24 protein-coding genes and 1 tRNA gene are annotated in these 24,151 nt (G+C 66.7%); 8 read left to right on the forward strand and 17 right to left on the reverse strand.

What is annotated here, in order from left to right; translation table 11 throughout:
• Positions 1–12: 12 nt before the first annotated feature.
• From phbB to BM365_RS03190, 3 genes are read left to right on the forward strand one after another with little or no spacing between them, the layout of a single operon-like run.
• The gene (gene phbB / locus BM365_RS03185; protein WP_093486536.1) at positions 13–753 is read left to right on the forward strand and encodes an acetoacetyl-CoA reductase; all 741 of its coding nucleotides are present in this window, start codon (positions 13–15) and stop codon (positions 751–753) included.
• 54 nt (positions 754–807) lie between these two features.
• Positions 808–978: a hypothetical protein gene (locus BM365_RS17940; protein WP_155944648.1), complete on the forward strand. Its 171-nt coding sequence runs from the start codon at positions 808–810 to the stop codon at positions 976–978.
• 43 nt (positions 979–1,021) lie between these two features.
• Positions 1,022–1,237, forward strand: coding sequence for a hypothetical protein (locus tag BM365_RS03190; protein ID WP_093486538.1), 216 nt, complete (start codon positions 1,022–1,024; stop codon positions 1,235–1,237).
• Between the two features lie 3 nt (positions 1,238–1,240).
• Here the strand turns inward: BM365_RS03190 and BM365_RS03195 are convergent, their stop codons facing one another.
• From BM365_RS03195 to BM365_RS03220, 6 genes are all read right to left on the reverse strand, one after another.
• Positions 1,241–1,681, reverse strand: a complete 441-nt coding sequence (locus tag BM365_RS03195; protein ID WP_158253455.1) for a phage tail protein — start codon at positions 1,679–1,681, stop codon at positions 1,241–1,243.
• Between the two features lie 79 nt (positions 1,682–1,760).
• Positions 1,761–2,111 (reverse strand): VOC family protein, encoded by a 351-nt coding sequence (locus tag BM365_RS03200; RefSeq protein ID WP_093486542.1) that lies wholly within the window; start codon positions 2,109–2,111, stop codon positions 1,761–1,763.
• Positions 2,112–2,135: 24 nt separating this feature from the next.
• The gene (locus BM365_RS03205) at positions 2,136–2,375 is read right to left on the reverse strand and encodes a hypothetical protein (RefSeq protein WP_093486544.1); all 240 of its coding nucleotides are present in this window, start codon (positions 2,373–2,375) and stop codon (positions 2,136–2,138) included.
• Between the two features lie 34 nt (positions 2,376–2,409).
• The gene (locus tag BM365_RS03210; RefSeq protein WP_233210772.1) at positions 2,410–2,952 is read right to left on the reverse strand and encodes an SRPBCC family protein; all 543 of its coding nucleotides are present in this window, start codon (positions 2,950–2,952) and stop codon (positions 2,410–2,412) included.
• Positions 2,949–3,860, reverse strand: coding sequence for a M48 family metallopeptidase (locus tag BM365_RS03215; RefSeq protein WP_093486546.1), 912 nt, complete (start codon positions 3,858–3,860; stop codon positions 2,949–2,951). The genes BM365_RS03210 and BM365_RS03215 overlap by 4 nt, the downstream gene beginning before the upstream one ends.
• 17 nt (positions 3,861–3,877) lie before the next feature.
• Positions 3,878–5,572, reverse strand: coding sequence for a formylglycine-generating enzyme family protein (locus BM365_RS03220; protein ID WP_233210860.1), 1,695 nt, complete (start codon positions 5,570–5,572; stop codon positions 3,878–3,880).
• Positions 5,573–5,851: 279 nt separating this feature from the next.
• On the opposite strand from BM365_RS03220, the gene rnd reads away from it, so the two are divergent.
• Both rnd and BM365_RS03230 read left to right on the forward strand, forming a co-directional pair.
• Complete coding sequence (rnd, locus tag BM365_RS03225; protein ID WP_093486550.1) at positions 5,852–6,961, forward strand: ribonuclease D; 1,110 nt, start codon at positions 5,852–5,854, stop codon at positions 6,959–6,961.
• Positions 6,962–6,978: 17 nt separating this feature from the next.
• Positions 6,979–7,054 (forward strand) — tRNA-Ala (locus tag BM365_RS03230).
• 488 nt (positions 7,055–7,542) lie between these two features.
• On the opposite strand, the gene BM365_RS03240 is transcribed toward BM365_RS03230, so the two are convergent.
• From BM365_RS03240 to BM365_RS03250, 3 genes are all read right to left on the reverse strand, one after another.
• On the reverse strand, positions 7,543–10,293 hold the full coding sequence (locus tag BM365_RS03240) for a TonB-dependent receptor (protein WP_093486554.1): 2,751 nt from the start codon (positions 10,291–10,293) through the stop codon (positions 7,543–7,545).
• A gap of 274 nt (positions 10,294–10,567) precedes the next feature.
• Entirely contained in the window at positions 10,568–11,494 is a 927-nt protein-coding gene (locus BM365_RS03245; RefSeq protein WP_217645167.1) for an alpha/beta hydrolase, read from the reverse strand.
• 16 nt (positions 11,495–11,510) lie between these two features.
• Positions 11,511–13,127, reverse strand: coding sequence for an alpha-glucosidase family protein (locus BM365_RS03250; RefSeq protein WP_093486556.1), 1,617 nt, complete (start codon positions 13,125–13,127; stop codon positions 11,511–11,513).
• A gap of 368 nt (positions 13,128–13,495) precedes the next feature.
• On the opposite strand from BM365_RS03250, the gene BM365_RS03255 reads away from it, so the two are divergent.
• Both BM365_RS03255 and BM365_RS03260 read left to right on the forward strand, forming a co-directional pair.
• On the forward strand, positions 13,496–14,881 hold the full coding sequence (locus tag BM365_RS03255) for an MFS transporter (protein WP_093486558.1): 1,386 nt from the start codon (positions 13,496–13,498) through the stop codon (positions 14,879–14,881).
• Positions 14,881–16,563 carry an alpha-amylase family glycosyl hydrolase gene (locus BM365_RS03260; protein WP_093486560.1) on the forward strand — a complete coding sequence of 561 codons (1,683 nt, stop codon included), beginning with the start codon at positions 14,881–14,883 and terminating at the stop codon, positions 16,561–16,563. The genes BM365_RS03255 and BM365_RS03260 overlap by 1 nt, the downstream gene beginning before the upstream one ends.
• A gap of 7 nt (positions 16,564–16,570) precedes the next feature.
• On the opposite strand, the gene BM365_RS03265 is transcribed toward BM365_RS03260, so the two are convergent.
• From BM365_RS03265 to BM365_RS03280, 4 genes are all read right to left on the reverse strand, one after another.
• Complete coding sequence (locus BM365_RS03265; protein WP_233210859.1) at positions 16,571–17,605, reverse strand: LacI family DNA-binding transcriptional regulator; 1,035 nt, start codon at positions 17,603–17,605, stop codon at positions 16,571–16,573.
• Between the two features lie 97 nt (positions 17,606–17,702).
• A complete protein-coding gene (locus BM365_RS03270; RefSeq protein WP_093489437.1) occupies positions 17,703–18,179 on the reverse strand; it encodes an OsmC family protein in 477 nt (158 codons plus the stop codon).
• 39 nt (positions 18,180–18,218) lie between these two features.
• Positions 18,219–18,737: a rhodanese family protein gene (locus BM365_RS03275; protein ID WP_093486562.1), complete on the reverse strand. Its 519-nt coding sequence runs from the start codon at positions 18,735–18,737 to the stop codon at positions 18,219–18,221.
• Positions 18,738–18,744: 7 nt separating this feature from the next.
• A complete protein-coding gene (locus BM365_RS03280; RefSeq protein WP_056880561.1) occupies positions 18,745–19,056 on the reverse strand; it encodes an ArsR/SmtB family transcription factor in 312 nt (103 codons plus the stop codon).
• Positions 19,057–19,128: 72 nt separating this feature from the next.
• On the opposite strand from BM365_RS03280, the gene BM365_RS03285 reads away from it, so the two are divergent.
• Positions 19,129–19,989, forward strand: a complete 861-nt coding sequence (locus tag BM365_RS03285; protein WP_199186223.1) for an MBL fold metallo-hydrolase — start codon at positions 19,129–19,131, stop codon at positions 19,987–19,989.
• 9 nt (positions 19,990–19,998) lie between these two features.
• Here BM365_RS03285 and BM365_RS03290 read toward each other — a convergent pair whose 3' ends face one another.
• The 4 genes from BM365_RS03290 to BM365_RS03305 form a co-directional block, all read right to left on the reverse strand.
• Entirely contained in the window at positions 19,999–20,688 is a 690-nt protein-coding gene (locus BM365_RS03290) for a murein L,D-transpeptidase catalytic domain family protein (RefSeq protein WP_233210858.1), read from the reverse strand.
• A gap of 107 nt (positions 20,689–20,795) precedes the next feature.
• Positions 20,796–21,848 carry a L,D-transpeptidase gene (locus BM365_RS03295; protein ID WP_093486568.1) on the reverse strand — a complete coding sequence of 351 codons (1,053 nt, stop codon included), beginning with the start codon at positions 21,846–21,848 and terminating at the stop codon, positions 20,796–20,798.
• Positions 21,849–21,857: 9 nt separating this feature from the next.
• A complete protein-coding gene (gene thrC / locus BM365_RS03300) occupies positions 21,858–23,153 on the reverse strand; it encodes a threonine synthase (protein ID WP_093486570.1) in 1,296 nt (431 codons plus the stop codon).
• A 38-nt stretch (positions 23,154–23,191) separates the two neighbouring features.
• Complete coding sequence (locus BM365_RS03305) at positions 23,192–24,121, reverse strand: homoserine kinase (RefSeq protein ID WP_093486572.1); 930 nt, start codon at positions 24,119–24,121, stop codon at positions 23,192–23,194.
• Positions 24,122–24,151: the final 30 nt, after the last annotated feature.

The following is a 24,151-nucleotide window of genomic DNA, read 5'->3' on the forward strand; positions in this document are numbered from 1 at the left end:
CAGGAATTCTTCATGACACAACGCATCGCGGTAGTCACCGGTGGCTTGGGCGGCCTGGGCCTGGCCATCAGCCAGGCACTGGCACGTGCAGGACGCAAAGTGGTGGCCGCCGACCTTCCTGCCGCCCCGGAGCGCCTTGAGCGCTTCCGCGCCGAAACTGCCGGCCTCGACATCGAACACGCCGCCGTTGACGTAGCCGACTTCGACGCTTGCGCTGCTTTCGTCCAAGGCGTCGAAGCGCAGCATGGCGCGCTCGACATCCTGGTCAACAATGCCGGCATCACCCGCGACGCCACCCTGCGTAAGATGGACAGGGCGCAATGGGATGCCGTGATAGGCGTGAATCTGGACAGCGTGTTCAATCTCTGTCGCCACGTCGTGGACGGCATGCAGGCGCGCAGCTTCGGTCGCATCGTCAACATCAGTTCGGTGAGCGGCCAGACCGGCAACTTCGGCCAGGTGAACTACGCCGCGGCCAAGGCCGGCCTGCACGGTTTCTCGATGTCGCTCGCACGTGAAGTCGCACGCAAGGGCGTCACCGTCAACAGCGTCTCGCCCGGCTACGTGGAAACCCCGATGACGGCCGCCATGCCGGGCGAAGTGCGCGAGCGTACCGTCGCCGCCGTCCCGGTGGGTCGCATCGGACAGCCGGACGACATCGCGCGCGCGGTCGCCTTCCTCACCGCCGACGACGCCGGCTACATCACGGGCGCGAACCTGCCGGTCAACGGCGGCCTGTTCATGAGTTTCTGACCGGAATCCCGGTCCCACGCCGACACACTCACCGAATCCACACGAGGCTCCCGCATGAAACTCACCCCTCCCACCTTCGGCGTCTGGCTGATCGCGCTGCTGCTCGGCGGCGGCGGCATCGCTGCCAAGTTCGGCTACGTGCCGGTACTGGCGCCGCACGCGTTCTGGCTGGTGGTCGCCGGCTTCGGCTTGCTGGTCGCGGCGACGGTCTTCAGCAAGCTCTGAACACACCGGCTATGCTTCCGGCGTCGATCGTCGGGAGTTCTGCATGAACCCGTTCGCGTGGTTTCTGGGCGATGTGCTGACCAGGCCGCGCCTCGTCGTCCCGATCTTGCTGGGAATCGCGGCAGGCGCAGCCCTGTTCCACCTGACGGGCAAGGAACCTTCGTCCGCCGCCATGGCGCTCGGTTGCGCGGCGTTCGGCCTGGTTATCGGATTCGTCCTGGAGTACCTGCGCGACGCGCCGCGCGAGCCGCTGGACTGACTCCTACTCCATTTCGAAGCGCTCGAACGCGATCTCCAGCGTTTCGAACAGCGTGTCGCCCAGCGCCGCGTCCATCGGTGAAGGCGTGTACGCCGCCGGTCGCGCGCGCAGGAAGCGCCAGCGCATCACCGGGTTGCCTTGCTCGTCCAGCAGCGTGATGGCGACCGTACGCCGAGCATCGCCGCCGTTGCGGGCCTCGTCCCACCACTGGTACCACGCCAGCGAACCGATCACGCCCCGGCGCAGCACCAGGTTGTCGTAGTGGGTCAGCGTGGACAGCTTGATGGCTTCCGGCGTCTTGTCGTTGCCGTTGCGGTATTCGTTGACCTGCAGCCGCGCTTCGGGGAACAGCACCTCGGCCACACCCCCGTCGGGCCCATCCCCCAGGCCGAGGTCGACGTGGAAGTTCATTCCGGCATACGGACGATCACGCTGTACGGGCATGGCAGGGGTTCCATGTGGGAAGGGAGGTGTACCCATGTTGGGAACACTCTCTTCCAACGCGATCCTTCGCGCTGAGAGGTCAGGCCGTGTTCGCCTGCCCGATCCACAACCGATTGCCGTCCGGATCGTCGATCCGGAACTCGCGCATGCCGTAGAACGTGGTATCCAGCGCGGGCACCTCCAGGCCGTTCGCACGCGCCTGCGCGTGGAAGGCCTCGAGATCATCGGGATACAGGTACAGCACGGCCCCGCGCGGCGCGTCCGGGTTCACGTTGATCGACTGGTCCAGCATCACGCGGCACTCGCCCCAACGCAGCTTCGCCCAGCCCCAATCGTCGCGTCGGTCCTCGACCGTGAAGCCCAACTGTTCGTAGAACGCGATCGCCCGCGGCAGGTGGCGGACGGGTTGCATGGGGATGATGTGGGACATGGACGTCGCTCCTTATGGCTCGCCCTACTCCGCCGCCCACACCACGTCGACACCTTCGGACTCGCCCACCGCCGTGCGCAGCAGCGCCACGAAATCGGTGCTGGCACCCAGGCTTTCCAGCGCATCGATGGCCGTGTGTTCGACGTAGTAGTCCTGGTCCTTGGAGGATTCCTCTTCCATGTAGTCCACCAGCATCTGGAAGTCCGCTTCCGAGATGTTGCCCAGCGTGCGGCCACTGTCCTTTTCCGACAAACGAATGCTCATGCGGTCTTCCCTTCCTCGAACGTTGGAGTGATTGTCAGCGTGGGGCGCTATCGGCGCCCTTGCGCAGAAAGGCGGCCAGCCCGCCCAGTTGCAGGCCCTGCACCTTGTCCACGACGGGCGCGAACGTGCTCATGTCGTCCGGCGTGTAGCCGCCGGCGCGGTACCACAGGGTGATGCGGGTGCCGCCTTTCTCTTCGACGAAGCGCCATTCCAGCGCGCCGTCCAGGCCCATGCCCTGCAACGGGCCGAGGCCGCCGGTCATGCGCATCAGCTTGCCCGGATCGGTAAAGGTCACCGTCATGTGCCAAGCCTGCTGCGCGCCATTGATCTCACAGAAGCAGCCGCCCACTTTGTCGCTGATGGACAGCTTCGATGCATCGCCCCACCAGGTGTGATCGGCTGGCCACCAGCGGCCGACATCGTTCACCAGCGCCGCATAGGCCACCTGCGGACTGACAGGCACCCATTCGGAGTTCTCGACGGTAAACCCATTCGGCTTCGCGTCCTTGATCGCCGCCTGCGCCGGTGCGCCGACCGTCGCGACGGCCAGCAGGAATGCGCCGGCCAGCGCCTTCACTTCGCCGCTCCCTGCGGGCAGAACTTGGCGCGGTACGCCATCGCCTTGGGCATCAGCTCGGTGAGGTTCTGGATACGCGTGCCGGGATTCGGGTGGGTGGACGAGAATTCCGGCGGGGCCTGGCCGCCGCTGGCTTCGCTCATGCGCTGCCACAGCGGCACGGCTTCCTCGGGGTTGAAGCAGGCGGCCGCGGCCAGCATCAGGCCCACTTCGTCGGCCTGTGTCTCGTGCTCGCGTGCATACGGCAGCAGGTAGCCGTAGCCCATCGCCGCCATGACCATCTGCTGCTGTTGCGGATCCATGCCGCTCATCGCCCCGGCCATCTGGCCGATCTGCGTCAGCTTCTGCTGCGACATGCGCTGGGCGCCGTGACGCAGCAGCGCGTGGGCGATCTCGTGGCCCATCACCACCGCCACGGCGTCGGCATTCTTCGCCACCGGGATCAGGCCCGTATAGACGGCCATCTTGCCGCCGGGCAGGCAGAACGCGTTGGCCTGGTCGGACTGGATGACGTTGACGTCCCATTCGAAGGACTTCCAGTTGCCGCTGGGCTGGGTGCCCTTCTCCGCCGCGATGGCGGCCTCGACCTCGGGGATTTTCGCGATCAGCCGCTGGGCGATGGTGCGCACCTGCTGGGCGATCTGCGAATTGGGATCGACCGGCTGCTCCTGCTGCAGGATTTCCTCATAGGCCTGCAGGCCCAGCGCCTTCTCTTCTTCCACGCCGATCGAGTTGTCGATCAGCACCTTCTCGCCGGTGTAGGGATCGACGACGCGGTTGTTCAGGTAATAGCAGCCGCCGTAGACCAGGAACCCCAGCAGGATGATCCAGCGGAGGTTGCCCAGTCCTCCGCCCCGCCGCCCGCCGCCCTGCCCGTACTGCGAGCGCCCGTAAGGATCTTGCCTCATCACCCTCTCCCTGGCGGCTAGATGCCGCGAACGACGCGGAAGCCCACCCGCGCATTAGTCATATCCGAATCCGATGACGAACGCCATGCGGCGCGCACCTGCGCCGGTGAACTGGCCCAGGAACCGCCACGCACCACCCGCGACCGGCAGCCGGGATTGAACCACGCCGCACCGTCCGCCGGCGCGCGGCGGTAACTGGCGTGCCAGCAGTCGCCGACCCATTCGCTGGTGTTGCCTTCGAGGTCCTTCAGCCCGAAGGCATTGGCGCGGAACCGGCCCACCCGTGCCGGCCCCCAGTAGCCGTCGCCATAGGCGACGAAGGCGTTGTTCCAGTTGCGACCGCTGGGGGAGCGATCGTTGCCCCCGGTCAGGTTTGCGACGCCGCGCGGGGGCTGGCCGTTGCCCCACGGATAACGGCCTTGCTGGCCGCCGCGCAGGGCGTATTCGTACTCGGCCTCGCTCGGCAGGCGGTAGCCGTGGCCGGTCTGGCCGGCCAACCACTCGGCGTAGGCTTCGGCGTCGTACACGCTGACGTGCAGCACCGGCATGTCGTCGCTGGCGGGGTCGCCGGCATAGTCGGATTGCCAGTCCACGCCGCTGCGCCGCACGAAGTTGCCGCTGCGCTCGTCGTAGACGACGGAATGACCGCGTCGGGTGGCGCGTGGTCGGTACTGGGTGGCTTGGACGAACCGGCGGAATTCGCCGACCGTCACCGCATGCCGCGCCATCGCGAACCCGCGATCGAACCGCACGTAATGCGCAGGCTTCTCTGCGTCGGCAGCGTCTGCCTCCTCCTCGGCGGCCCCCATCAGGAAGCCCCCATGCGGCACCACCACCATCTCCGGCCCGCGGCCACCATGGTGAAGCGCGTCGGTGAAAGCCTGACCCGGACGGAACAGCCCGTAGTACGTGGCCAGGTCGATGCGCTGGCGCAGATCGGCGGCAACGCGATTGCCGGGCTCCGCAATGCGCAGCACTTCGGCGAGCTTCACACGCGCCGCCTTGATCCCCTGCGGGGTGGCGATGTCGCGCACGCCGGCATCGCGCAGCTCGATGATGCGGGCGATACGGATGGCCTCCACGCGCACGCGGGCGTCAGCCACGGTCTGCGCGTCCTCGCGTATGCGGGCGGCGGCGTCGAGCCAACGCGCGGCGTTCACGAAGTCGCTGGCCTGGGCGGCGTCCTCGGCGCGGCGGATCAGCGCACTCTCCACCGCGGCCACGCCCTGCATCGCGCGAGGTTGGCCGGGCTTCCACTTCAATACTTCGCGGAAACCCGCCAGTGCGCCACCGCCCTCCTCGCCCAAGCGCTCTTCGCGCAAGGCGCGTTCAGCCGCCACGTTCAGGCGTGTGAGCTGATCGACATCGTCCACGCGCGCCAGGTAGGCGGTGACGGCCGGGTCGGCGGGCGCCAAAGTGCGCGCTACCGCGGCGATCTGGCGGGCGCGCCGCAAGGATTCGGTGCGATCTTCCGCGTGGCGCAGCGCCTGTGCACCCTGCTCCAGCAATGCGTCCAGGCAGCGCTCCAGGCCCGCCTTGGCACGCGCACCGGTCGGCTCAAGACGCTGCAGCGCAAGGTAGAGCGGGATCGCGTCATCGGGACCGTCAAACAGACGCCCCTCCGCCAGTGCGGCCGCGGCGCGCTGGCGCGCGTCGGTCGCGTGTTCGGCTGTCAGCGCGACGGCGGGCGCTCGCCACGTCAGTTCGTCCATGCCGCTGTCATCGCCGCTGACGGTGACGCGCGGCATGCGCACGCTGTCGCCGGCAGCCTGGCCCCCTTGCGGCGCGTCGTCGTCGCGCGAGCATGCGGCCAACCACGGCAACGAAATCAACAAGGCGAGAAGGAGCGCGCGCAAACATCCTCCGTGAAGGGAGCGACCGGCTCCCGTGAGAGAATGCCGGCCAACAGACCGGCACACGATACTGTCAGAGCCGGGACCTTGGGTTATTTTCACCCGACTGAGCAGACGACGCATCACGCGGAGATTACGTTGCCCCACTGGATAGACACCCCCGCTGCGCTGGATGCGCACCTGCAGCGCCGCCCTGCACGGATCGGCCTGGATACCGAGTTCGTCCGCGAACGCACCTTCTGGCCCCAACTCGCGCTGGTGCAGATCGCCCTCGACGATGACGTGCTGCTCGTCGACCCCTTGGCGCGGGGCATGACCGAAGCCTTGCGCCCATGGCTTGCAGACCCGTCGATCACCAAGGTGATGCACAGCGCCAGCGAGGACCTCGTGGCCTTCAAAGTGGCCTGCGGTGTGCTGCCCGCACCCCTCTTCGACACCCAGATCGCCGCCGCGCTGGCGGGCGTGGCGGCCGGCATCGGTTACCAGAAGCTGGTCGAGCGCGTGACCGGCGTGGTGCTGCCGAAGGGAGAAACGCGCTCGGACTGGTTGCGCCGGCCACTCAGCGAGTCGCAGCTGCACTATGCCGCCGACGATGTGCGCTACCTCTTCGCGGTGCACGACGCGCTGCGGACCGAACTGGTGTCCGCCGACCGCCTGGGCTGGCTGGAAGAAGACTGCGCGCGCTTCGTCGAGAACGCGGCACACGATGAGGGCGAACGCTGGCCGCACCTGTCGATGCGCAGCGCGCAGTTCTTGGATGCCCACGCACAGCGCCGACTGGTGCGTCTGCTGCGCTGGCGCGAGGTGCAAGCACGCGCCAGCGACAAGCCACGCAGTTGGATCCTCGACAACGAACTGGCAGTAGGCTTGGCGCGGACGCCGCCGATCGACAAGCCGGCGTTGTTGCGCTTCTTCGACACCCAGCCCAAGGCTCCGCGCAAGCTGGCGGACGCGATCTGGCAGGCCCTGGATACCCCGTTGGACGACGAAGCCGACATGCCAGTGGCCCGCAATGCGACTGACGGCGACAAGGCGCGCCTCAAGCGGCTGCAGGACGCCGTGGCTCAGCGCAGCAGCGAACTCGGGCTGCCCGACGGCGTGCTGGCATCGCGTCGCTACCTGGAAAGCCTGCTGGACTCGGGCCAGTGGCCGTCCGCGCTGAGCGGCTGGCGCCGGCGCGAACTGGAGCCGGTCCTGGCCCCCGTGCTAGACGGCACAGACTTGGCACAGCCAACGGCTGCGGGCTAGAATGGCGCCGCTCTTGTGGGGCCATAGCTCAGCTGGGAGAGCGCGTCGTTCGCAATGACGAGGTCGGGAGTTCGATCCTCCCTGGCTCCACCAAATACAAAAAGCCCCGCTCGCGCGGGGCTTTTTTTGTTTCCAAACGTCCAACGATCTGCAATGGACGCCCTTGCAACAGAACCCACACGACGGTCGTGCCGCCCCTTACGCAAGAAATGGGTTCGGCCTGAATGACCTCACCGCGCGCCTTTCTTCTCCTGCTTGTCTGCCCGCTTTTCCTTCAGCGTCTTGGCGGGCTTCTTCTTCTGCTCTTTCTTCTTGTCCAGGCCCTTGGCCATCTCAGTATCCTTTGGTGGGTGTCGACGACGGGATGATGGCATCTGGGTCGCACCGATGCGAGCGCCGGACGCAGCGGGGCCGGCATCCGGCGCAACGACGAGGTCAGGAGTTCGATCCTCCCTGGCCCACCCCCTACTAGGAAAGGTCGGGCGAATGCTCGCCTTTTCCTTTGCGCCACCTACCTCCGTCCAAAGAAAAAGCCCGCCGGCAGGACGCCGACGGGCTGGGAGAGCAAGGTATCGCGTGGATCAGAACTTGTAGTTGACGCCCAGCAGGTAGGTACGGCCCCACTCGACGTATTCCAGCGGACGGTCCTTGGTGCCGGCGTAGGTCTGGTAGGCCTCGTCGGTCAGGTTGCTGACCTGGAACAGGAAGCTCAGACCGCCCAGGGCATGGCCCTCAGGGAAGGAGTAACTGACCTGCGCATCGGTGAGGTCTTCGCCGACCACGTAACGCAGCGTGCGGTCGCCGTCGAAGTTGCCGATCTCGCCGATGAAGTCCGAACGCTTGCGCTGGCTGACGCGGGCTTCGAAACCGTTGCGCTCGTAGTAGACGGTCAGGTTGTAGGTACGCTCGGACAGGCCAGGCAGCATGATGTTCTGGCTGCCCACGCTGTTCGTCGAACCCGGCGGCGGCGGAATGGTGATGTCGCTGTCGTTGAAGCCGGCGCTGGCGACCACGCCGAAACCTTCCAGCGTATCGGTGAACAGATCCAGCGGTAGCGATGCGGTGAGCTCCAAACCCTTCAGCGTGCCACCCTTGCCGTTGTACGGTGCCGTGAAGCGGCCGGTGCTCTGCGTCGGCGGCTCACCCGGGCCCGGCACGTAGTCCACGAGGAAATCGCTGAAGTCGAACCCGTCGCGCGATTCGGTGTAGATGTAGGTACGCAGGTCCTTGTAGAAGAACGAGGCCGCCACGTAGGCCTTGGTGCCGAAATACTTCTCATAGGACAGATCGAACGCATAGGCACGCCACGGTTCCAGCTCCGGGTTGCCGCCGCTGCCGCCGGGCTCGCCGGTGGCGGTGTTCACGCCGAACTCCAGCGAGGCGCGGAGCTCGTCCACGCGCGGACGTGCGACCTGCTCGGCCAGGCCGACGCGGATCGTCTGTTCCGCCGGCAGCGAGAACGCCAGGTTCAGGCTGGGCAACACCTCGGTGTAGGTCTTGCCGCGCTCGACGGGCTGGACGTTGCTGCCGGCCGGCTGGGTGCTGTCCCAGTAGCGCGACTTCGACGACTGGTCCACGTGCTGGACCTGCACGCCGATGTTGCCGCGTACCGGCACCGAACCCCACTCGGTATCGATGTTGGCGCGGGCGAAACCGGTGGAGATCTTTTCGTTGACATCCCACGCCTTCGGGATCAGGTAGGACAGGTTGTCCACCGGATTGAAGGTCATGTAGCGCGCGACCGCGGCCGGCACGTTCCAGGACGGGATGTAGCCGATGCCGGCGAAGCGGAGGTCGACCAGGCCGTACTGCAGGTCGGATGCGATCAAGGTGATGCCCTGCGCACCGAGGTTGATGTTGCCCTCGGGCTGGCGCTTGGTCTTCTCGCGGTCGGCGTAGTTCAGGCCCACGTCGAGGTCGGAGAACCAGCCCAGCGCTTCCGGCAGCGGGAACGACGCCATCAGCTTGACGCCCTTCAACTCGTCTTCGACCTTCGGCGTCTTGCCATAACCCGAACCGTAGATCGTGTTGGCGAGGAAGAGCTGCGAAGGATCGGAGTAGTCGAAGCCCGGATTGATCTGAGAGAAGCCGCCCGAACGGAACGTCAAGCCCACCGAGTCCAGCTGCGGCGCAGGCAGGCGCTGGGTGTTGTTCTCGAGGCTGATCTCGTCGCGCTTGGTCTTCGACCAGCTGACGTCGGCGACCACGCGGACCGAACCGGCATTGAACTCGTTGTTCCAGCCGAACGCGTTGATCTCGTCTTCGCGGTAGTTGTACATGCCGCGCACCAGCGGGTACACGTTGTTGGCGGTGCCGCCGGTGAACGTGTTGTTGCCGTTGATGATGGGGTTGTCGACGTCCAGGCGACCGTAGTTGCCGTTGTAGTCGCCGATATGCACTTCGAACTGGTTCGCGGTGCTGACCTGCTCGGCTTCCGAATGGAACACGTCGAGGGTGCTGGTCCAGGCGTTGGACGGACGGAACTGGAACGTAGCCATCACGCCGTCGCGCTTGGTCTCGCCCGTGCGACGCAGCGCCTTGATGCCGTCGGAGTAGTACGTGCCTGCCGGCACACCCGGGCGCCAGTTGTCGCCGATCGCCTGCCACGGCTCGTACAGGCCTACCTGATTCTCCTGAATCGGCGTGGTCGCATGCGAGTAGCCGATCGAGAAGCCGAACGTGCGCGCTTCGTTCTGGGTGATGTAGCTCGCGTTGATACGCTCGCCGTAGGCGGACGCATCCGCCGCGTTGCCCAGCGAATTGCGCTGGCCACGGATGCCGACGGCGCCGACCGGCGCATCGAAACTCAGCGGGCGCACGGTCTGCATGTCGACGGTGCCGGACAGGCCCTGGCCGACGAGGCCGGCGTCGGGCGTCTTGTACACGGTCACGCCGCTGACGAGTTCGGACGGATACTGGTCAAACTCAACGCTGCGGTTGTCGCCGGTGCTGACCATCTCGCGGCCATTCAGCAGCGTGGTGGAGAAGTCGGGCGACAAGCCACGCACGCTGATCACCTGCGCGCGGCCGGCGACGCGCTGCGCCGCCAGGCCCGGCAGGCGCGCGAGCGATTCGGCGATGCTGACGTCGGGCAACTTGCCGATGTCTTCGGCGGAGATCGCCTCGACGATGGAGGTGGAATCGCGCTTGACCGAGATCGCGCTTTCGATGCCGCGGCGGATACCGGTCACCACCACCGTGTCCAGCTCGGTGGCTTCGGCCTGTTCATTCGTTTGTTCGGCGGGCTGTGCCGTCTGGGCGTTGACGCCGGCAGCGGTGAGCGCGATGGCAGACGCCAACGCCGCGCTCAGCAGGTTGCGCTTGAGTTGCATGTTCCCCTCTCCAAGGACGTTGTATGCGACGAACCGGGTACGTCACGCAATGCGATCGCCCGGGTCTTACACGTTGGGGCACGGGGCCCCGTAACGTGCGGCCATGGTAGTGGCGCGTGCAGCTGCACAAACCGGTCTGCATACGTATTCATGCATATTCCGCGCAGTGGCGTAACACGCGTTCCGTACGCACGGACAGGCGCGCGTATGCATGCCGCGAGAGACCGCAGCATCGTTCAGAAAGGCGCCGGGATGAGCGGCCGCGCTGTGCGGATCAGGGCCGCAGCAGGAACATCAGCGGCACTTCGATGCGGTCGCGCCAGGCAGCTTCGTTGTGGGTCGCACCGAGGTAGCGATGGCTCAGCAGATCCACGCCGGGACGGTAGCCGCGTGCGCGCATCATGCTGTCGATACGCTGCTGGTAAGGCTCGTACTGAGCGTCGATGGCTTCGGTGCCGTAGTCGAAGTAGAAGCGGTTACCGCCGGGCGCAGGCAGGTGTTGCGCCAGGTAGCCCTCGACGATGCCGCCGGCGATCGGCCAGTGCGTCGACACGCACCCGGCGCCGCCGAACACGTCCGGATACTCCAGCACCGCATACGCGGAGATCAGCCCTCCCATGCTGGAGCCCATCACCGACGTGTCTGCCGGACCGGTCAGCGTGCGGTACTGCGCATCGATGAAAGGCTTCAGTTCGGTGACGAGGAACGCGAGGTAATCGTCAGCGATGATCTCGGCCGTCGGGAACGGCGGATCACCCGGCGTGGGGATGAATGTGTCGCCGCTGATGGCCTTGCGCGGCATGTATTCCTGCAGGCGCTTGGGCGTGTTCCATACCGCCACGACGATGGCGGCACGTGCATGCCCGTCGGCGATCAGGCGCGTCATCGCTTCATCCACGCCCCAATCCACATGGGTATAGGACGTGGAAGGGTCGAACACGTTCTGCCCGTCGTGCATGTAGAGCACCGGATACCGTGTAGCGGTCGCTTCGTCGTAGCCGGGCGGCAACCAGACATCGACGTTCCTCGCGGCCACGTGACGCGAGGGGAACTGCGCATGGCGAAACAGCGTGCCGGTGACGCCCTCTCCGGTCACCGCCTGCGCGGCAGGGACGGACGGCCGCTTCTGCTGTGCGTGCGCAGTTGAGACTGAGGCGAGCAGCAGCAACGCTACGCCAAACGTTCCCAGCCGCATGTCCATCGTCGTGCCTCGTCGTTCAGTCGATGAGCGCGTAGTACACGCCCCGGGCCGGCAGCGCGAGCGTGCCATCCTGCACGATGCCGGATGGCAGGCCATGGCTGTCCACTGCACGCAGCGACATGCTTTCCGGCAGCGACCACGCGACGCGCTCTGACGACAGGTTGAACACCACCAGCATCATGCTGCCCTCCACCTCGCGCCGGAATGCGAGCACCGGCTCCGGTGCGTCCAGGAAACGGATGCTACCCACGCGCAACGCGGGCTGGCCGCGACGCCACGTGAGGAATCGTCGCACCTGATTGAGCACCGAGCCGGCATCCGCTTCCTGCGTGGCGACGCTGATCGCACGGTGTTCGGCGGGAATCGGCAACCACGGATCTCCACTGCTGAATCCCGCCTGCCCGTCGTCCTGCCACGGCATCGGCGTACGGCACCCGTCGCGGCCCTTGAAGTTCGGCCAGAACGTCTTGCCGTAAGGGTCCTGCAGCGCTTCGTAGGGCACGTCGGCCTCGGGCAGGCCCAGCTCCTCGCCTTGGTACAGGCAGACCGATCCGCGCAGCGAGCACACCAGCGCCACTAGCTGTGCCGCCAGGGCCGGCGATGCATCGCCGCGACCCCAACGTGTCACGGCGCGCTGCACGTCGTGGTTCGAGATCGCCCAGCAGGGCCAACCTTCTACCATCGCCGCTTCCAGGCGCTCCACGGTGTCGCGGATATAGGTCGCCGTGCCGTCATCGGTCAGCAGCTCGAAGCTGTAGCCCATGTGCAGGCGCTGGTCGGTGACGTACTCGGCGGTGGTCGCGAGCGAATCCTCGGAAGAGATTTCGCCCAGAGCGCCGGCGTCCGGATACTGATCCAGCAGTTCGCGCAAACGCTCGAGGAACCCGATGTTCTCCGGCTGCGTGTTGTTGTGGTAGTGGTACTGGTATGCATACGGATTGTCGGGGCTGAAGCCGCGCCCCACCCGCTTTTCCTTAGGCTTGGGCGGGTTGTCGCGCAGCTGCGCATCGTGGAAGCAGAAGTTGATCGCATCCAGCCGCAGGCCATCGACGCCCTTGTCCAACCAGAACTTCACGTTGTCCAGCGTGGCGTCCTGCACGGCCGGGTTGTGGAAGTTGAGGTCCGGCTGGCTGGCCAGGAAGTTGTGCAGGTAGTACTGCTCGCGACGCGGCTCCCAACGCCAGGCCACGCCACCGAACAGCGACATCCAGTTGTTGGGCGGCGTGCCGTCTTCCTTCGGATCCGCCCAGACGTACCAGTCGGCCTTCGGATTGTCGCGGCTCTCGCGGCTCTCCTTGAACCAGGCATGGTCCACCGAGCAATGGCTCAGCACCTGGTCGATCATGACCTTGATGCCCAGCGAATGCGCTTTGGCCAGCAGGCGGTCGAAGTCGGACAGCGTGCCGAACAGCGGGTCCACGTCGCGATAGTCGGCGATGTCGTAACCGAAGTCGGCCATCGGCGACTTGAAGAAGGGCGAGATCCAAATGGCGTCCACGCCCAGGCCCGCGATGTAATCCAGCTTCTCGACGATGCCCGGCAAGTCGCCGACGCCATCGCCGTTGGTGTCGAGGAAGCTGCGGGGGTAGATCTGGTAGATCACCGCGCCGCGCCACCAGTTGTTCTTCGTCATTGCAGCACCAGCTCGCATGCATGGCGCACCCCTCCGGTGCGCTCGGCGGGCGCCACTATTCCACGAGCCACGGATGCGCGTGGGCGCAAGGTGTCGTGGGCGTGCATGAATACGTATGCATGCACTGCTCGCTTCCGGGGTTGCCTCGCTCTTCCGTCGCGCCGTTCGCGGATGAACGACATCGCCGAAACCCAAGTGCCGCAAGGCTCTCCGCCCTTCGCGACAATGCGATGACGAGAAAGTACCGCGCCTGGCGCGAGCCCCACGTTGTTTGCGGTGCAGCATGGAAACGCCTGCGCTTGCCTGCAAGATGCCGCCACGCCGCGTTCGCGTGCGCCTTCCGTCCACGTGCCACCAGGAACTTCTGCATGACCGCCAAGCCGCGCCTGTCCTTCTGGCAGATCTGGAACATGTCGTTCGGCTTCCTCGGCATCCAGTTCGGCTTCGCGCTGCAGGGCGGCTTCATGTCCCGCATCTTCCAGACGCTGGGCGCGGAGAAGGACGCGTTGCCGCTGCTGTGGATCGCCGCACCCCTGACCGGCCTGCTGGTTCAGCCGATCATCGGCTATCTCAGCGACCGCACGTGGCACCCACGCCTCGGGCGCCGCCGGCCCTTCTTCCTGATCGGCGCCATCCTCAGCTCCATCGCGCTGGTGTTCATGCCGCACTCGCCCACGCTGTGGATCGCGGCCGGCCTGCTGTGGGTGCTGGACGCCAGCATCAACATCAGCATGGAACCCTTCCGCGCGCTGGTGGCCGACAAGCTGCCCGAGGAGCAGCGCTCGTTCGGTTTCGTGCTGCAGACGCTGATCATCGGCGTGGGCACCTGGGTGGCCAGCAACCTGCCCTGGTTCATCACCCAGCTCGGCGTGCCGAACGAAGCCGGTCCTGGTGTGGTGCCGCCCTCGGTGAAAGTGGCGTTCGCCATCGGTGCGTTCGTGTTCATGGCCAGCATCCTGGTGACCATCCTCACCACGCCCGAGTACCCACCGGACGATCTGGAACGGTTCCGTGACGCCCAGAAGCGCCGTGGCAACTTCGCCGGCGAGATCGTCCACCACGTCGTCCACATGCCCGCGCAGATGCTCCGCCTGGGCTTGGTGCAGTTCTTCAGCTGGCTCGCGTTTTTCGCGATGTGGAGCATGGCTACGCCGGGCCTGACCGAGCATGTGTTCAAGGCGCCCGCTCCCGACCCCGCCGCCTTCGACATGGCGGTGCCCGCGCAGGCCAACGCCTTCCAGTCGGCCAACGCGGCGTTCCAGAACGCGGCGGACCTGGTGGGGTCGTACATGGGCTACTACGGGTTGTCGTCGATGCTGGTCGCTCTCCTGTTGAGCTTTTATGCGGCGCGTTTCCCGCTCAACCGCAAGGCGGTGCACGCCGCTTCGCTGATCCTCGGCGGCATCGGCTTCCTGTCGATGTGGTTCGTGCCCAGCCCGGCGTGGTTGATCGGCTCGTTCGCGCTCGTTGGCGTTGCCTGGGCCAGCATCCTGTCGATGCCGTACGCGCTGCTGTCCAGCCACGTGCCGGCGGAGAAGATGGGCATCTACATGGGCATCTTCAACATGTTCATCGTGATTCCGCAGATCGTGGCCGCCACGCTGCTCGGCCCGTCGCTGCGCACGTTCTTCGCCAACGAGTCCATCTTCGCCCTGGTCATCAGCGGCACCAGCCTGCTGCTCGCCGCCGCGGCGCTGGTCTTCGTACGCGAACCCTCGCATGCCTCCACCCCCCTTTCCTCGCAGGCGCATTGATGAAGCACGCCCACCGCTCTCTCGCTCTGACGCTCGCTGCGCTTGTGGCGCCCGCATCGGCGCTGGCCGTCGTCCCGGTGGACGAGGTCTACGGGACCGCCGAGCCATTCGCGAAGGAAGCGGTCTACTTCGTGCTGACCGACCGCTTCGTCAACGGCGATACGTCGAACGATCACCGCGACCAGGGTGGCAAGAACGCCACCTTCGACCGTCCCACGCCGGGCGCACCGGAAGGCCAGACCGACAACGTCGGCTACCTCGGCGGTGACTTCAAGGGCGTGCTGGACAACGCCGGCTACATCCGCGACCTCGGTTTCACCTCCGTGTGGATCACGCCGATCATCGACAACCCGGACGAAGCCTTCACCGGCGGCGAAGAAGTGAAATGGGCCGGGATGTTCACCGACCGCGGCAAGACCGGCTACCACGGCTACTGGGGCATCAACTTCTACAGGCTGGACGAACACCTGCCCAGCGACGGACTGGATTTCGCCGGCTTCACCCGCGCCATGAAGGATCAGAAGCTCGACGTGGTGCTGGACATCGTCGGCAACCACGGCTCGCCCGCGTACTCGATGCCGAAGATGCAGCCGCAGTACGGCAAGGTGTGGGACAAGGACGGCAAGCTGATAGCCGACCATCAGAACCTCGACCCGGACAAGCTGGACCCGCGTCGCAAGCCGATGCACGCCTTCTACAACACAGGCGGTGGCCTGGCACAGCTGTCCGACTTCAACGAGAACAACCCGGCGGTGATGGAGTACCTGGTCGGCGCGTACGAGCAGTGGATCGACCAGGGCGCGGCCGCGTTCCGCGTGGATACCATCGCCTGGATGCCGCACGCGTTCTGGAAGGAATTCGCCGACCGCATCCGCGCGAAGAAGCCGGGCTTCTTCATGTTCGGCGAGAACTTCAACTACGACGCCGCCAGCATCGCCGGCCATACCTGGGCCCGCAACGGCAGCTACAGCGTGCTGGACTTCCCGCTGAAGGGGAAGCTGACCGAGGTGTTCGAGAAGGCCGGCACCAGTTACGAGGAGATCGGCAAGGCGCTGTACCTGGAGGATGGCCCGTACGCGAATCCGTACGAGCTGATGACCTTCTACGACAATCACGACATGGCGCGCATGAACGCCAGCGACGCGGGCTTCATCGACGCGCACAACTGGTTGTTCACCGCACGCGGCATCCCGGTGGTCTATTACGGATCGGAGATCGGTTTCGAACGTGGCCGCGCCGAGCATGCGGGCAACCGCAACTACTTCGGCCAGGAGCGCATCGACGCGGCGCCGAAGAGCCCGATCTTCGCGCCGCTCAAGCGCATCGCGCAGCTGCGACGCGACACGCCGGCCCTGCAGCGCGGCCTGCAGCTCAACGTGCGCCTGAAGGGCGACCAGGCGATCTTCTACCGCGTGCTCCAGCATGGAGGAACCACCCAGACCGCACTGGTGCTGCTCAACAAGGCGGACACCCCCGCGAAGCTGTCGGTCTCCGACCACCTGGAACCGGGCCAATGGCGCGATGCGTTCACCGGCAAGAAACAACGGGTTCGCAACCGCCTCCAGGCCGAGGTGCCGGCGCACGGCGTGCGGGTGTTCCTGCTGGACGCACCGATCACCCGCGCCGACACCCGCGCGCGCTTGGCGGAGCTGATGGCGCGCAAGGCGCCGAAGGCGGATTGAACGGGGCTTACTTCGCCGCCGTCGATCCGCGTAGTGCCAGCCTGACCGGGATCGTCTGACTCTCGGCAGGCTCGCCGTTGATCAGGGCCAGCAGGGTCTCGACCAGCAAGGCGCCCGCCAGCTTGGTGTCCTGCTGCACGGTGGAAAGACCGGGATTGACGAAGCTGGCCAGCGGGATGTCGTCGAAGCCGGCGACCGCGACATCCTCGGGGACACGCAGGCCGCGCTCGAGCAAGGCTTTCATGGCACCGACGGCGATCAGGTCGCTGGCCGCGAAGATCGCATCGAACGGTACGCCGCGCGCCAGCAGTTCGATCGCCGCTTCGTGGCCGGACTGTTCGGTGGTGATCGCGTCCACCTGCAGCGCGGGGTCCGTTACCAAGCCTGCGGTTTCGAGCGCCTGACGATGGCCGAGGTAGCGCTCGAAGAACTCCGGATAGTGGTTGGATGCATGGCCGAGGAAGGCGATGCGGCGACGGCCTTGTGCGACCAGGTGCGCGGTGATGTCGTGGCCGCCCTGCGTGTTGTCGCAGCCGATCGACACGCCCGGCGTATCCGGCTGCACGGCCCCCCAGCGCACGAAATGCGTGCCCTGCTCCACCAGGCGCTCCAGCCGGCTGCGCGATTCCAGATAGTCGCCATAACCGAGCAGGATGATGCCGTCGGCCTTCTTGCTGTCCTCGTAATCCGCCTGCCAGTCGTTGGACAGCTGCTGGAACGAGATCAGCAGGTCGTAGCCGCGCAGCGCGCAGGCGCGGGTGATGCTGCCCAGCATCGACAGAAAGAACGGGTTGATCGCCGATTCGTCCGGCGTCGGGTCTTCGAAGAACAGCAGCGCGAGCGTGCCGGAGTGTTGGCGACGCAGGTTGGAGGCGTTCTTGTCGACCTTGTAGTTCAGCTGCTCGGCGATCGCCAGGATGCGCTTGCGCGTTTCCTCGTTGACCATCGGGCTGCCGCGCAGCGCGCGAGAGACGGTGGGCTGGGACACGCCCGCCAGGTGGGCGATGTCCAGCGAAGTGGCCTTCCCCTTGATGGGCGCGATCACGGACGGGTTCGTATACGGACGGAACGGAACCCGATAATGACACGCCCCCGGCGGGGCTTCACCCCGCAGCGGCGACGGAAGCGGTTACAGCGACTCAGGCACCGGGCGTCCGGGCCGTGCCGTGCAGTTGCACGCCGTCGGCGTCGGTGATGCTCACGGAGACGTCGATGCCGTGGCGCACACTTTCGGTGACCACGCAGAAATTCTCGAACTGGGCCAGGATGCGTTCCAGCGACGCATGCGCCGCGCCCGCTTCCGCAAGCCGGATATCGGCGTGGATATGGCCCACCCGCAACCTGCCCTGTTCGTTGCGCGCCAGCTCCGCGGTGGCATGCGTCACCAGCTTGCCCGGGGTGTTCTTGAACTTGCGCAATGCGAACAGCAGGCTCGCCGACAGGCAATTCGCCACGGCGGACAACAGCAGGCGTGTCGGATTCGGCCCTTCGCCCTTGCCCAGCGGCGCCGACTCGTCGGTCATCAGGTCGGCGATGGTGGTCTCGTCGAAGCGGATGCGGAAGGCGTAGTCCTCCTCCTGCTCCAGGGTGAGGCTGATGCGCTGGGTGTCACTCATGACGGGCTCCATTCGACAGAGAGGGGGCGAGGGAGAAGATCATGGCACTGCGCGGCGGTTCCAGGGCATCCCGGCCAGCAGCCGCGCCAGGCCGCAGAAGCCACTGATCCCGGCAAACACCAGGCCTGCGCCGACGAATCCGGACAGCAGCAATCCCCACGGCGACACCACGACCGCCAGCAACACACCCGCCAGCACCAGAGCGCCCGCCGCGATCTGCACCTGGCGCATCAGCTCGATAGGTTGTCGGCGATCCACCTGCACGGGCAGGCCCGCGCGACGCCAGGCGTCGAGGCCCCCTTCCAGCAGATAGGCCTGGCAACCCGCTGTGCCCGCCAGTTCGGCGGCGTGCGCCTGCGTGCGTGCACCGGAACGGCAATGGAACACCAGCGCCGTCGCGCCATCCGGCAGGTGTTCCGGCGGCTGCGTGATCGGCCACGGCACCGCGCCGGGAATATGCTCGCGGGCGTATTCATCCGGACTGCGGATGTCGACCAGCACGGCACCCTGCGCGCGCAGCGCCTGGGCTTGTTGCGGAGAAAGAGTGGGAAGCGTCATTGGGTCCTCAGGGGCAGTAGAGATCCTTCAGCAGCGCGACGATCCGCTCCACGCGGGGATCGGCGATGCGGTAGTACACCGTCTGTGCTTCGCGCCGGTTGTCCACCAGCCCGTCCTCGCGCAAGCGCGCCAAGTGCTGGGACAGCGCGGACGGACTCAGCCCCGCCGCCTGCGACAGGGCGCCCGCACTACACTCCCCTTCGGCGACCAGCGTGCACAGCACCAGCAGGCGGCCGTCATGCCCGAGCGCACGCATGAGCGCGGCCGCTTCGGCAGCGCTGGCTTGCAACTGTTGCAGTTCGCGTTGTTTCAGGGGCATGGACCGCGCTTCACTTCAGGCTTTACTTAATTTAGTATTTGCTAAATTTAAAAGCAACCCATGGAAACCGCCATGAACCCACTCCGCGTGCACGCCCAGTTCGACGAAGCCACCAACACCGTCAGCTACGTGGTCTGGGACCCCGCGACGCGCCAGGCGGCGATCATCGACCCGGTGCTCGACTACGACCATCGCGCCGGCCGCGCGTCGTACCGCTCGGCGGATGCCCTGCTCGATTTCATCGCAGACCAAGGGCTATCCGTGGCCTGGATACTGGAAACGCACGCGCATGCCGACCATCTCAGTGCCGCGCCCTACCTGAAGGAGAAGACCGGCGCCCCCATCAGCATCGGCGAGCACATCATCGACGTGCAGCGCACCTTCGCGCCGGTGTTCGGCATGGATGACGTGAGCGGCGAAGGCCGTGAGTTCGACCGGCTGTTCCGCGACGGCGATACCTTCCCGCTGGGCGAACTGCAGGTGGACGTGCTGCATACGCCCGGCCATACCCCGGCCTGCGTGTCCTACCGCATCGGTGACGCCGTGTTCATCGGCGACACCATGTTCATGCCCGACTACGGCACCGCGCGCGCGGACTTCCCCGGGGGTGATGCGCGCACGCTCTACCGGTCGATCCAGAAGTTGCTCGCGCTGCCTGACGACACCCGCGTATACCTCTGCCACGACTACAAAGCGCCCGGCCGCGACCATTTCGCGTGGGAAACCACGGTGGGCGACGAGAAGGCGCGCAACGTGCACGTCGGTGGCGGCGTGGACGAAGCCAGCTTCGTCGCCATGCGCGAAGCACGCGACGCCACCCTGTCGGCCCCCGTCCTGCTGCTGCCCTCGTTGCAGGTCAACATTCGTGCGGGCCGCCTGCCCGAACCGGAAGACAACGGCCGCCGTTACCTGAAGATCCCGCTGAAAATCTGAGCGCGGCGCTCAGCCGCCTGCATCGACGGCTGCAGTCGGATGCGTCGCGACACCTTCCCCGCAGTCGGCACTCAGCAGCGAAGAGTGCTTCAGCCAATCGGCATCCGGGTAGTAGGCGAACACGAAGGAGCCGCCACGGATCGTGTCGATCAGCGGACGCGCCACGGCCGCGCGTACGGCCGGGCATCCCAGGCTGCGACCGAGGCGGCCCTGCGCGCGGATCAGCGCGTCGCTGACATAGGGCGCACCGTGGATGACGATCGCGCGCTCGCGTGCGTTGTCGTTGAAGCCGGGCTCCAGGCCTTGCAGGCGCAGCGAATACCCGTTCGACCCGCTGTAAGACTCCTGCGTCACGAACGCACCCAGGCTCGACATGTAGCTGCCATTGGCGTTGGAGAACTTCTTCGCGAGGTTCTCGCCGGTATTGCGTCCGTGCGCCACCCACTCCTCGAACAACAGGCGCTGGCGCTCCAGGTCGAACACCCACAGCCGCGGCTGTGTGGACGGGCGCGAATAGTCGATCACGCTCAGGCGCTGCGAAGGCACCGGGCCACCGCGTTTGATCGAACAGGCCATGGCTTTCGCCGCCATCGACAGGACCTTGCGATCGAGGGCGGGCGCGGCGCGATGGAGCACGTCGACCAGGCGTTCGGTGTTGTCGCCAGGCGGTGCGGCCATGGCAGGCACGGCGAGCGCCATCGCGCACAGGGCAGCGAAAGACAGGCGACGCGAGGAGGTGATCGGGCGGAGATTCATGGCGGACAGACCTGGGGGAACAACGCCGATCTCCCGATTCCGTCCGCGACTCAGCGTACGGCCGTGGTGGGGCCGGCTTCGTCCGATTCCAAGACCGGGACCGGCGCCTGTTCGGCCGGCGTTGCATGAACCCCCGGCAGGTCCGACAGCAGCACCGTCGTGCCCGGCGTCAGGATGCCGTACAGCCGACGCGAAAAATCCTGCGGAATCCAGAATGCTTCGCCCAACCGGCGCAGCGGCGGCATCGGGGCATTCGCTTCACCCAACACACGGTGGGCGACCCAGCGGTACTCCTTCTGGCGCGGGTCCAGCAGGCTGGGGATGTCTTCCTTCTCCGTCGTCATCACCAACAGCACGGTACCGTTGAGGGCGAAGTCCTGGACCATCTGCAACGGCGCCGAACCGGTCAGCACGCCATTGCGCAGCACCGAGACACGCTGGTCGTAGAGGCTGACGAGGATGCTGACCGGTCCTTCCGGCGAAGCGGCTTCGTTCCAGTACACCTCGTAGGCCGACAGCGATGGATGCGCCGACTGCCCGCCCGAGGTGACGGGCGCGAGCACGGCGGGATGCACGATGCTCGCCGGCGACGCCTTCGCGTTGGCGACCACGACCGAATCGCCGAAGCGGGTGATGCCGAACAACTTCTCCGCGAACGCCTGCGGCAGACGCACGCAGCCATGCGAGGCCGGATAGCCGGGCAGGTTGCCGCCGTGCAGCGCGATGCCATCCCAGGTCAAGCGCTGCATGTAGGGCATGGGCGCGTTGTTGTAGAGGTTGGAACGGTGATCCTTGTTCTTCTGCAGGATGGTGAACACCCCGGTCGGGGTTTCCTTGCCTTCCTTGCCCGAACTGATCGTCGACACGCCGATCGCGATGCCGTTGCGGTACACGTACGCACGCTGCTCGTCCAGGCTGACCACCAGGACCACGGGACCCTCGGGCGCGATCTGCGGATACCACAGGAACTCGCCTGGCTTGAGCGCGCGGACGTCCGGCGTGGAGACGGCGGTGGCGGTGGGCGCGGCCTGCGTCTGTGCCCATCCGGGCACGGTGAAGGCCAGCAGGCAGGCCAGGGCGAGCGGAGTCAGGGCACGGGGCATGCGGCCAGCTTACACGCCGGCCAGCACGGCTTGGCGCAATGCGGCGTAGTCGTTGGGGACGGCGGCGGCGTGGGCAGGACGCGCCAGCAGGTCCGCCAACGCGGGTGGCACCTCGACGGGACGACCGATCAACGGCTCCACCACGCTCTCGAACTTGGCCGGGTGCGCGGTCGCCGCCACCGCCCAATCACCGCCCTCGCCCTGGGCGCGCAGGTTTTCCAGCACCTTCACCGCGGTGGCGGTATGCGGACAATGCACTTCGCCATGGTCACGGTAACGCCGCGCGATCACCTCACGGATGGCGGCATCGTCGACCTCCGTGGCGGAGAACGCCGCGCGCAACGCGACATCGTCGGCGTCGAACAGCCAGCGCAGGCGTTCGAAATTGCTCGGCGCTCCCACGTCCATGGCATTGGCGAGGGTCGCGACGCTGGCGGCAGGCGCGTACTCGGCGCCGGCGAAGAAGTCAGGCAGCACGCGATTGGCATTCGTCGCCAGCGCGATGCGGCCCAACGGCACGCCCAGCGCGCGCGCCAGGATCGCCGCCAATGCATTGCCGAGGTTGCCCGTGGGCACGACAAGATTCAGCGCCCGGCCGCTGATCGCGCGATGGGTCAGCGCCGCGTGCGCGTAGTAGCTCATCTGCGGCAGCAGCCGGCCCAGGCTGATGCTGTTGGCGGAACTCAGCGGCGCCTGCGCCTGCAGCTCGGCGTCGTTGAGCGCTCGCTTCACCAGGGCCTGGCAATCGTCGAACGAACCCGCGACGCGCAGCGCCGTGATGTTGTCGCCGAAGCAGCCCAACTGGTGCGCCTGCCGCGGCGAGACGCGGCCGTCGGGATACAGCACGATCACGCGCAGTCCGGGTTGGCGATGGAACGCCGCCGCGACCGCTGCGCCCGTATCGCCGGATGTGGCCACCAGGATCGTCAGCGGCTTGGCTTCGCCGCGTCGCACTCGCGCCATGCTGGCCGCCAGGAAACGCGCGCCGAAGTCCTTGAAGGCCGCGGTCGGCCCATGGAACAACTCCAGCACATGGTCGGCAGGGGTGCCGAGTGCGCGCAGCGGCGCAGGGAAGTCGAACGCTTCGCGGCAGATCGACGCCAGTTCGCCCTCGAGGGCATCGCCGGCGAAGAACGGCGCCAGCAGCGTGGCCGCGGTATCGGCGATGTCGCGTCCCGGCGCGAGGTCACGCGAAGGGGGCAGCGCGTCGGGCACGTACAGGCCACCATCCGGCGCGAGGCCGGCGGCGATGGCCTGGCTCAGCGTGGCGGCAGGTGCGGCATGGCGGGTGGAAATGAAATTCATGGATCGAGACCGTGGATGAAGAGGTGCGATGAAGCGCGTCAGGAAACGGGCAGCAGGCGCGCGGCAGGCGCGTTGATCGGCGACACCCAGGCCTGGCTGTCGAAACCAGCGGCCGCGAACGCGGCCTGCACGGCGGGCGCAGCGGCTTCGGCCTCGACGCGTGACTCGAACCAGGCGAACACGCTGGGACCCGCGCCGGAGATGCTGGCGCCCATCGCACCCGCTGACAGGGCTGCCTGTTTCGCCGCGTCGAAGCCGACGATCAACGGTGCGCGACGCGGCTCCACCAGGATGTCGCGCAGCCCCGCGCGGACCAGCGATGCATCGCCGGCATGGCAACCCGCCAGCACCAAGGCGAGGTTGGCGCTCTGGGCGACGAATTCCTTCAGCTCGTAGGCCCCCTGCAAGGCGGCGCGCGCGCGGCGCGTCTCCAGGATCGCATCGGGGTGCACCAGCACGCTGTGCCAGGCGTCCGGCACCGGGACGCGTACCAGATGCTCTGCCGTGGCGAGCACCAACCCGCCCAGCAGCATCGGGCCGAGGTTGTCGCCATGCTGGCCGCCGCTGGCGACCGCCTCGCCGACCAGGGCGTGCGGATACAGGGCTTCGCGCGAGAGTGGCGCGTCGAGCACCGCGTTGGCCGCGACCAGCGCCGCCACGCAGGACGCCGCGGAGCCGCCCATGCCCGAGCCCAGCGGAATGCCCTTTTCGATCTCGACTTCGAAACCGAACGGCACGCCGAGGGCGTCGCGCAACGAGATCAGCGCCGCGCCCGCGGTATTGTCGGGCGCATCCAGCGGCAGGTCGACCGTGGCGCCGCGGATGGACGCGATGCGCACCTCGGGCGAATCGATGCGACGCACCGTCACCGTATCGCCCGCCCCTTCGATCACGTGACCGAGGATGTCGAACCCCACGCCCACGTTGCCCACCGACGCCGGTGAAAACGCACTTGCCTGCTGCCTCATGCCCACAACGCTCCCGATGGCCCTGTCGAT

This window comes from Pseudoxanthomonas sp. YR558 (assembly GCF_900116385.1).
In the GTDB taxonomy this organism is placed as follows: domain Bacteria; phylum Pseudomonadota; class Gammaproteobacteria; order Xanthomonadales; family Xanthomonadaceae; genus Pseudoxanthomonas_A.